The organism is Streptomyces sp. NPDC005485 (assembly GCF_040606085.1).
GTDB lineage: Bacteria > Actinomycetota > Actinomycetes > Streptomycetales > Streptomycetaceae > Streptomyces.
In genome coordinates, this window is record NZ_JBEXDZ010000100.1 from 25021 (window position 1) to 34024 (window position 9004).

Sequence of the window (9004 nt, forward strand, 5' to 3'; positions counted from 1 at the left end):
CCACGTCCCGGCACACCCGGCAATCGGCGCTTCTAGTACGTTTCGACGTCCACCTTCGGCGCGGTGTCGTGCCAGGTGCAGAACACCGACACCCGGTCCGAGCCGGAGGCGAACTCGACGCGGATCCATGTCTCCGTCTTCCACACCTGCATCGACCAGCCCGCGGCGGGCGTCGCCGACACCAGCGTCGCGGAGGTCCGGCCCAGGTCGAAGACCGCCCGGCCGCCCTTGGAGTCGTAGCTCTTGACCTGCCCGGACGCGGACGGGCCCGAGCCGGCGGACCGCGAGGGCGACGACGACGGCGAAGAGGGCCGCGTGGCGCTAGGTTTCCCGCTCCCGGCCTTGGGGGACGGCCGCCGCGAGCTCTTCGACGGCGACGGGCGGCTGGTCGAGGAGACCTGCGGCCGGGCCTCCTGCGTGGTGGTGTCGCCCGCCGTGATGGGCAGGGCGCGCGGCGGGTCGTACGCGGTCCCCGCCATCACCGTGTGGACACCCCACCACGACAGCGTGACCGCCGCGCCCGTGGCGAGCGACCAAGCCAGAACATGTACGAGACCTCTGCGCATCGCGGGCCATACTGCCCCACGCGCCCCACTGATGTCCCCCCGATGCCCCATGGACGTCGCAGGGGGCGGGGCGTCGCCGGGATGCTGCCGGGGTTGTCCACAGGCGCCGGACCACGATCCCCCGGATGGCGTACGGTGCCGCCCATGGCTCGTGTGCTCGTGGTCGAGGACGACCAGTTCGTACGCTCAGCCCTCATCCGGCATCTGGCCGACGCCTCGCACACGGTGCGCAGTGTCGGTACGGCCCTCGAGGCGCTGCGCGAGGTCGCGCATTTCTCCTTCGACGTCGTCATCCTGGACCTCGGCCTGCCCGATCTGGACGGGTCCGAGGCCCTGAAGATGCTGCGCGGGATCACCGACGTGCCCGTGATCGTCGCCACGGCACGGGACGACGAGACGGAGATCGTCCGGCTGCTCAACGACGGAGCGGACGACTACCTGACCAAGCCGTTCTCGTTCGAGCACCTGTCGGCGAGGATGGCGGCCGTGCTGCGGCGCGCCAGGGCGGCCGTCGGAGAGGCGCCCCCGTCCCCGGTCATTCGCGTCGGCGGCCTGGCGATCGACCCGCTGCGCCGCGAGGCCGAGTTGGACGGCGTACGGCTGGACCTCACGCGCCGCGAGTTCGACCTGCTCGCCTTCCTGGCCGGACGGCCCGGCGTCGTCGTACCGCGCAGGGAACTGCTCGCCGAGGTGTGGCAGCAGTCCTACGGTGACGACCAGACCATCGACGTCCATCTGTCGTGGCTGCGGCGGAAGCTGGGGGAGACGGCGGCGCGGCCGCGCTATCTGCACACCCTGCGGGGCGTCGGCGTGAAGCTGGAGCCACCGGGAGCGGAGTCGCTGCTGTGAGGTGGGCGCTGGTCAAGGTGTGTGTGGCGGTGACCACGATGGTCGTCGTCGCGTTCGCGGTCCCGCTGGGCCTGGTGATCAAGGAGATGGCGCGCGACCGGGCGTTCTCCAACGCCGAGCGGCAGGCGGCCGCCGTCGCGCCCGCGCTCTCCATCACCACCGACCGGGACCAGCTGGAGCGCGTCGTCGCCTCCGCCGGCTCGGACGACGGGATGGCCGTCCACATACCGGCGGCCGACGGCAAGGCGGCCGTCGACATCGGCCCGCAGCGGGCCGCCGGCAAGGACATCACCACGACCCGGAAGCTGGGCCGCGCCTCGACGACCGAGGTGCCCGGCGGCTCCACCCTGCTCCAGCCCACCGCGCTGAGCTCCGGCAAGATAGCCGTGGTCGAGGTGTACGTGCCGGAGTCCGAGGTCAGCAACGGCGTGGGTACGGCCTGGGCGGTCCTCGCCGCCGTCGGCGTCGCCCTCGTCATCGGCTCGGTCGCGGTCGCCGACCGGCTCGGCGTACGGATGGTGCAGCCCGCGCAGCGGCTGGTCGAGGGTGCGCACGAACTGGGGGAGGGGAAGCTGGGCTCACGGGTGCCCGAGGACGGGCCGATCGAACTGCGGCTGGCGGCGGTCGCGTTCAACTCGATGGCCGACCAGGTCGTCGAACTGCTCGCCAATGAGCGGGAGTTGGCCGCCGACCTCTCGCACCGGCTGCGGACACCGCTGACCGTGCTGCGGCTGAACGCGGCCTCCCTCGGCGACGGGCCCGCCGCCGAGCAGACCCGGGCCGCCGTCGCCCAGCTGGAGCGCGAGGTCGACACGATCATCCGCACGGCCCGGGAGGCCAAGCCGCAGACCGCCGCCAAGGGGGTCGGCGCCGGATGCGACGCCGCCGAGGTGGTCCGCGAGCGCATGGACTTCTGGTCGGCGCTCGCCGAGGACGAGGGCCGCAAGGTACGGGTCGCGGGCGTCGACCGTCCGGTGCGGATACCCGTGGCCCGGGCCGACCTGGCAGCCGCCCTCGACGCCCTCCTCGGCAACGTCTTCCGGCACACCCCGGAGGGCACGGCCTTCGCGGTCGACGTGCACAACGGTGAGGACGCGGTGATCGTCCTGGTGTCCGACGCGGGCCCCGGGATCCTGGACCCGGAGGCGGCGATGGCGCGCGGCCGCGGGTCGGGGAGCGACGGCTCGACGGGCCTCGGCCTGGACATCGTGCGACGGCTCGCGGAGGCGACGGGCGGGGACGTGCGGATCGGGTCGTCGGTGCTGGGCGGGACCGAGGTCCGGATATGGATCCAGCTGGACGGGCGGGCTCCGGTCCGACGGGGGCACCGAGGGGCGGCCGTACGGCGCCGCAGGCGCGGCACGGCCGTGCGCTGACCACTCGCGCGGCGAGGTACGGCGAGGCGCAGCGGAGCGGGGCGGTTGTGCGTCGGCGGTCGGCGGGACAGGGCCAAATTGGTCTCTACCTTTAACCGTCCCCGATCCCTTCCTTAAGCGCACCCTAAGATCCTCAAGTCCCGTCCGGATCAAGCGGTTTGTCCGATTCCGGATCGCTAGCGTGCTGCCGCACCCACCCCCGGAGCCCCCCACGCCCCAGGGGCACCCCGTGAACAGCGAAGGCAGGCACGCGATGAGCAGTACGCACCGACGCAAGGTCAGCGGCAGGAACAAGGCGATAGGTGGCGTGGTCGCCGCGGCCGTCGTGGGCGGCGGTGCCCTCCTGTTCACGGGGACGGCGCACGCGGCCGGGGTCGGCGCCGTGTACACCAAGACCAGTGACTGGTCGACGGGTTACACCGCGCAGTACGTCGTCACGAACGACAGCGGCCAGGCGAAGAGCGCCTGGACCCTTGAGTTCGACCTGCCGTCCGGAGCCAAGCTGAGCTCGCTGTGGAACGGCGAGTCGAGCGTGAGCGGGCAACACGTCACCGTGAAACCCCCGTCCTGGGACAAGGACGGCCTGGCGGCCGGTGAGTCCGTCACCGTCGGGTTCGTCGTGAACGGCAGCGCGAACCCGACGGGCTGTCTCATCGACAGCGCCAAGTGCTCCGCGGACGACGGCGCCACACCGGAGCCGAGCGGCCGCCCGACCCAATCGGCGACACCCACCTCGATACCCACCCCCACGGCCACCGCCTCGCAGAGCACGAGCCCGAGCCCGAGCCCCTCGGCGTCGGAGAGCAGCGGCACCGGCACCACCACCAGCGCCGGCTTCGCGCCGTACGTCGACACCTCCCTCTACCCCGCCTTCGACCTGCTCGCCTCGGCCACGGCCACCGGCGTGAAGGACTACAACCTGGCCTTCATCACGGACGGCGGGAGCTGCACGCCCAAGTGGGGCGGTGTGAGTGACCTGGGCAGCGACGGGGTGGCCGCCCAGATCGGCGACCTGCGGGCCAAGGGCGGCGACGTCCGCGTCTCCTTCGGCGGCGCCTCCGGCTCGGAACTGGCGACCACCTGCTCCTCGGCCGACGCCCTCGCCACGGCGTACGGCAAGGTCGTGGACGCGTACAAGCTCACCAAGGTCGACTTCGACATCGAGGGCGGCGCGCTGCCGAACACGGCCGCCAACACCCGCCGCGCGCAGGCCATCGCCAAGCTGCAGCAGCAACACCCGTCCCTGGACGTCTCGTTCACCCTCCCGGTGATGCCCGAGGGCCTCACCCAGGACGGCGTGAACCTCCTGTCCAACGCCAAGTCGAACGGCGTGAGGACCAACACCGTCAACATCATGGCGATGGACTACGGCCCCGCGTACAGCGGTGACATGGGCACCTACGCCGAGCAGGCGGCCACCGCGACGCAGGCCCAGGTCAAGAGCGTGTTCGGGCTCTCCGACAGCGCGGCCTGGAAGGCGGTCGCGCTCACCCCGATGATCGGCGTCAACGACGTGTCGGCGGAGATCTTCAAGGTCGACGACGCCACCCAGCTCGTGAGCTTCGCCAAGTCGAAGGGCCTCGGCTGGCTGTCGATGTGGTCGGCGGCCCGCGACAAGCAGTGCGCGGGCGGTGCGAAGCCCTCCGCGGACGCCACGTGCAGCTCGATCGTCCAGGACGCGAACGCCTTCACGAAGGCCTTCGGCGCCTACAAGTAAGCCAGGCGCCTCACCACGGGGGAACGCGCCCCGGCCGGGACTCCCCCCACTCGGCCGGGGCGCCGTTCGTACGGTTCGAGCAGAGGTACGCAAACGGGTGGAGCGGGCCCGGCCGTGCGGAGATAGTGGCTCTGCCCACAACCATCAAGGGGGATGTCATGGTTCATGAAGTCGTAGCCGAAGAGGTCGGGATAGAGGTCGCGGCAGAGGGCGGAGCGCGGCCGGAGGGCGCTCCGCCCATGACCGCATATCTCGCTCGCCCGGCGGGGGACGGCGCGTACCCGGCCGTGCTGGTCGGGGCCGAGTTGTGGGGGCTGACCGAGGACGTCCGGCAGATCGTCCGGCAGGTCGCGGCGCTCGGATACGTGGCGATCGTCCCGGACGTCTACCACCGGTTCGGTGCGGGGACCGCCGCGGGGCTCGCCGAGAGCGATGAGAACCGCACGCGCGCCTTCGAGCTGGTCGGGCGGCTGACGCGGGACGAGGTCGAGGCAGACCTGCGGGCCTGTGCCGCGTATGTGCGGGAGCACGCGGGGGCGAGCGGGAGGACCGGGGCGCTGGGCTTCAGCCTCGGCGGGCACATCACGTACTTCGCGGCGAGTCGGCTCGACCTCGAAGCGGTGGCGATCTACTACCCCGGCTGGCTGCCCGTCGCGGGCACCGCGCTGAGCCGACCGCGGCCGCTGCTGGAGGAGACCGGCCGGATCGCCGAGCGCGATGTGCGCGTGCTCATGTTCTTCGCCGAACTCGACCACGTCATCGACGCCGAGCAGCGCGAGCAGATCGAGGAGGCGCTCACGGCGGACGGGGTACGGCACGAACTCGTCGTCTACCCGGGCGCCCGGCACGCCTTCTTCGTCCCCGGACGCGAGCCCTACGACAAGGCCGCCGCCGACGACTCCTGGGCACGCGTGCGCCAGCTGTTCGCCGCCGAACTCGGCAGCCGGTAGCCAGAAGCCGGTCGTCAGCCACGTCGGGACACGTCGGGACACGTCGCCACGGCAGTGGGGCGCGGCACCCCCCTCAGGTGCCGCGCCCCGTCCCCGCCCCCCGTTCCCCCGGGATGGTGGACTCAGTCGGCGGTCGGCAGCGCCGGAAGGGAACCCGTGCGGGCGGCCCCGCCGTACCAGCGGGCGCTCGACTTCGGGGTGCGGGCCAGGGTCGCGTAGTCGACGTACACCGCGCCGAAGCGCTTCTCGTAGCCGTACGCCCACTCGAAGTTGTCCATGAGGGACCACAGGTAGTAGCCGCGGACGTCGGCGCCGTCGGTGATGGCCCGGCGGATCGCCGAGAGGTGGCCGTGCAGGTAGGCGATGCGCTCGGGGTCGTGGACGTTGCCCTCCGGGTCGGGCTTGTCGTCGTAGGCGGCGCCGTTCTCGGTGATGTAGAGCGGCAGGCCCGGAGCCTCCCGCGAGTAGCGCATGATCAGGTCGTGCAGGCCCGTCGGGTCGATGGTCCAGCCCATCTCGGTGCGCTCGCCCGGGGTCTGGTGGAAGGCGACGTCCTCCGCGCCCGGCCAGGGGGAGTGGTCGGAGGCGCCGTGGCCGTCCGCGCGCGGGCCGGAGGCGGCGTTCTCGGCGGCCGAAACCAGCGTGGGCGTGTAGTAATTGAGGCCCAGCGCGTCCAACGGCTGGTTGATCAGGGTGAGATCGCCGTCGAGGACGTACGACCAGTCGGTGAGCGACGCCGTCGCCGCGAGCAGCGTCTCAGGGTACGCGCCGTGCAGCATCGGACCGTGGAAGACACCGTTGGCCAGGTCGTCGATGCGCTGTGCGGCCGACAGGTCCGCCGGGTCCTGCGAAAGTGGCCTGACCACTGATGAGTTGAGGCTCACCGCGATCGTGTTGCGGGCCGGCATCGCGCTCCGCAGCGCCGAAGTGCCCAGGCCGTGCGCCAGGTTCAGGTGGTGCGCGGCCCGCAGCGACGCCACCGGGTCCGTACGGCCAGGAGCGTGCACCCCCGAGCCGTAGCCCAGGAAGGCGCTGCACCAGGGCTCGTTGAGGGTGATCCACTGCTCGACCCGGTCGCCCAGTGCCTCGCCCACGATCTGCGCGTACTCGGCGAAGCGCAGCGCGGTGTCCCGCTCGGGCCAGCCGCCTGCGTCCTCCAGCTCCTGGGGAAGGTCCCAGTGGTAGAGGGTGATCGCCGGCTTGATGCCATGGGCGAGGAGCTCGTCGACCAGCCGGCGGTAGAAGTCCAGGCCGCGCTGGACGGCGGGACCGCGGCCGGTCGGCTGCACCCTCGACCAGGAGACCGAGAAGCGGTACGCCGTCAGGCCGAGCTCCGCCATCAGCGCCACGTCGTCGCGGTAGCGGTGGTAGTGGTCGACAGCGATGTCACCGTGCTCGCCGCCCGCGGTCTTGCCCGGCGTATGGCTGAAGGTGTCCCAGATCGAGGGGGTGCGGCCGTCCTCCCGCACCGCCCCCTCGATCTGGTACGCGGAGGTCGCGGCGCCCCAGAGGAAGGCGGAAGGAAAGGTCACAGGCGTGGTGGGGGTTACGGGATCAGGCATGGAAGCGCTCCCATGAGGGGTCGTGGAGACCGACGATTGGAGGGGGGAAGGGAGGGGAGGGAGGGGCCGAGGCGGCGGTGACCCGGCCCCGTCGGGCGAGGGCGCGGGCGATCAGCCCTTGATCGCGCCCTGCATGATCCCGCCCACGATCTGCTTGCCGAACAGGAGGAAGGCGATGAGCAGCGGCAGCGTGCCGAGCAACGCGCCGGCCATGATCACCGCCTGGTCGGGCACATAGCCGGTGCCGAGCGAGTTGAGGGCGACCTGCACGGTGGGGTTCTGCTGGTTGAGCGCGATGATCGGCCACAGGAAGTCGTTCCAGGCCATCACGAACGTCAGCAGTCCCAGCACCGCCATCGCCGGCCGTGCCGCCGGGAAGACGACATGCCACACGACGCGCAGACTGCTCGCGCCGTCCACCCGCGCCGCCTCGATCAGCTCGGTGGGCAGCGCCTGGACCAGGTACTGCCGCATGAAGAACGTGCCGAAGGCGCTCACCAGGGTCGGCAGGATGACCGTCTGCAACTGGTTGGACCAGCCCAGATCGCTCATCCACAGATACAGCGGTACGACGGCCAGCTGCGGCGGGATCATCATCGTCCCGATGGTCAGCAGCAGCAGGGTGCTGGAGAACTTGAACCGCAGCTTGGCGAAGGCGAACCCGGCGAGCGTGGAGAACAGGACCGTACCGACGGTGATGGTGCTCGCGACGAGCGTGCTGTTGACCATCGCGGTGCCGAGGCCGCCCTGCTCCCACGCGGCCTGCAGGTTCTTGAACAGGTTCCCGCCGAGCCACAGCGGCGGCGGCGTCTGGGCGAGCCGCTGGTCGGTCCGCGAGGCCGCGATCACGGTCCACAGCAGCGGCGCCAGCGAGACGACGGCGAAGACGGACAGGGCGACATAGGTGAGCGGACCCGCGTGCAACTGCTTGCCCGCGCCGAGCACCCGGCGGCGTCCGGGGGTGCCCCGGTCACCCTTACCCTTCGCCTTCCCTTCCGACTGAGGGAGCGTCAGTTCACTTGTGGTCATTGGGATTTCCTCAGCCGTCGGGTGATCAGCAGGTTGATCGCGGCGACGATCAGCAGGATCAGGAACATCGTCCAAGCGATCGCGGACGCCTTGCCGAGGTTGCCGATGGTCCAGCCCTGGTCGTACATGTACAGACCCAGCGTCTGGTACTGGTGCTCGGAGCCGCCCTTGGATCCGCCGAACAGGAGCGGCTCGCCGAACAGCTGTGTCGCACCGATCGTGGAGACGACCACCGTGAACAGGATCGTCGGCCGCAGCATCGGGATCGTGACATGGCGGAACTGCTGCCAGCGGCCCGCGCCGTCCAGCGCGGCCGATTCGTACAGATCGGCGGGGATCGCCTGCATCGCCGCGAGGTAGATCAGCGCGTTGTAGCCGGTCCACCGCCAGATCACGATCGAGGAGACGGCGAACTGCCCGCCCCAGTCGGACTCGCGCCAGTTGACCGGATCGACCCCGACGAAGTGCAGCAGCCAGTTGATCATGCCGCCGTCCCAGGAGTACAGCAGCACGAACACCAGGGTCGCCGCCGCCACCGAGGTGGCGTACGGGGTGAGCATCACGACCCGCCACACGATCGAGCCGCGCAGCTTGTAGTTGAGCAGGTGGGCGATCCCGATCGCCATGATCAGCTGCGGCACGGTCGAGATCACGCCGATGGTGAAGGTGTTCTTCAGCGCGTTCCAGAAGAAGTCCGAGGACAGCAGGTTCTTGTAGTTGTCCAGGCCGGCCCAGGTCTGGTGGTCAAGACCGGAGAGCTGCACGTTGTGCAGCGAGTACCAGGCCGTGTACAGCAGCGGGATGAGCCCGAAGGCGCCGAAGAAGATGAAGAACGGGGCGATGAACGCGTACGGCGACGCCTTCATGTCCCAGCGGTACAGCCGGCTGCGCCAGGAGTCGGGGCCAGAGGGCGGTGGTGTACCGCGACCGTGAGCGCGGCGCGCCGCGCGCGGCG

General features: G+C 70.9%; 8 protein-coding genes. 4 read left to right on the plus strand and 4 right to left on the minus strand.

What is annotated here, in order from left to right; translation table 11 throughout:
• Nucleotides 1-32 precede the first annotated feature (32 nt).
• A complete protein-coding gene (locus tag ABZS97_RS28640) occupies nucleotides 33-566 on the minus strand; it encodes a hypothetical protein (protein ID WP_356142059.1) in 534 nt (177 codons plus the stop codon).
• A gap of 144 nt (nucleotides 567-710) precedes the next feature.
• On the opposite strand from ABZS97_RS28640, the gene ABZS97_RS28645 reads away from it, so the two are divergent.
• The 4 genes from ABZS97_RS28645 to ABZS97_RS28660 all read left to right on the plus strand — a co-directional run bounded on the left by ABZS97_RS28645 (nucleotide 711) and on the right by ABZS97_RS28660 (nucleotide 5458).
• On the plus strand, nucleotides 711-1415 hold the full coding sequence (locus ABZS97_RS28645; RefSeq protein ID WP_356142061.1) for a response regulator transcription factor: 705 nt from the start codon (nucleotides 711-713) through the stop codon (nucleotides 1413-1415).
• Nucleotides 1412-2791 carry a HAMP domain-containing sensor histidine kinase gene (locus tag ABZS97_RS28650; RefSeq protein WP_356142063.1) on the plus strand — a complete coding sequence of 460 codons (1380 nt, stop codon included), beginning with the start codon at nucleotides 1412-1414 and terminating at the stop codon, nucleotides 2789-2791. The genes ABZS97_RS28645 and ABZS97_RS28650 overlap by 4 nt, the downstream gene beginning before the upstream one ends.
• Before the next feature lie 253 nt (nucleotides 2792-3044).
• Nucleotides 3045-4508 carry a cellulose binding domain-containing protein gene (locus tag ABZS97_RS28655; RefSeq protein ID WP_356142065.1) on the plus strand — a complete coding sequence of 488 codons (1464 nt, stop codon included), beginning with the start codon at nucleotides 3045-3047 and terminating at the stop codon, nucleotides 4506-4508.
• A 158-nt stretch (nucleotides 4509-4666) separates the two neighbouring features.
• Nucleotides 4667-5458: a dienelactone hydrolase family protein gene (locus tag ABZS97_RS28660; RefSeq protein ID WP_356142067.1), complete on the plus strand. Its 792-nt coding sequence runs from the start codon at nucleotides 4667-4669 to the stop codon at nucleotides 5456-5458.
• Between the two features lie 122 nt (nucleotides 5459-5580).
• Here the strand turns inward: ABZS97_RS28660 and ABZS97_RS28665 are convergent, their stop codons facing one another.
• From ABZS97_RS28665 to ABZS97_RS28675, 3 genes are all read right to left on the minus strand, one after another.
• Nucleotides 5581-7020 carry a GH1 family beta-glucosidase gene (locus tag ABZS97_RS28665; RefSeq protein WP_356142069.1) on the minus strand — a complete coding sequence of 480 codons (1440 nt, stop codon included), beginning with the start codon at nucleotides 7018-7020 and terminating at the stop codon, nucleotides 5581-5583.
• Between the two features lie 111 nt (nucleotides 7021-7131).
• Nucleotides 7132-8049: a carbohydrate ABC transporter permease gene (locus ABZS97_RS28670; protein WP_356142071.1), complete on the minus strand. Its 918-nt coding sequence runs from the start codon at nucleotides 8047-8049 to the stop codon at nucleotides 7132-7134.
• Nucleotides 8046-9004 (minus strand): sugar ABC transporter permease (locus ABZS97_RS28675; RefSeq protein ID WP_356142073.1); only part of this gene is annotated, 959 nt, incomplete at its 5' end. The genes ABZS97_RS28670 and ABZS97_RS28675, both read right to left, overlap by 4 nt.

Coding starts and splice junctions, on each gene's coding strand:
- ABZS97_RS28640 (WP_356142059.1), bottom strand. CDS start 566: ATGCGCAGAGGTCTCGTACATGTTCTGGCTTGGTCGCTCGCCACGGGC.
- ABZS97_RS28645 (WP_356142061.1), top strand. CDS start 711: ATGGCTCGTGTGCTCGTGGTCGAGGACGACCAGTTCGTACGCTCAGCC.
- ABZS97_RS28655 (WP_356142065.1), top strand. CDS start 3,045: ATGAGCAGTACGCACCGACGCAAGGTCAGCGGCAGGAACAAGGCGATA.
- ABZS97_RS28660 (WP_356142067.1), top strand. CDS start 4,667: ATGGTTCATGAAGTCGTAGCCGAAGAGGTCGGGATAGAGGTCGCGGCA.
- ABZS97_RS28665 (WP_356142069.1), bottom strand. CDS start 7,020: ATGCCTGATCCCGTAACCCCCACCACGCCTGTGACCTTTCCTTCCGCC.
- ABZS97_RS28670 (WP_356142071.1), bottom strand. CDS start 8,049: ATGACCACAAGTGAACTGACGCTCCCTCAGTCGGAAGGGAAGGCGAAG.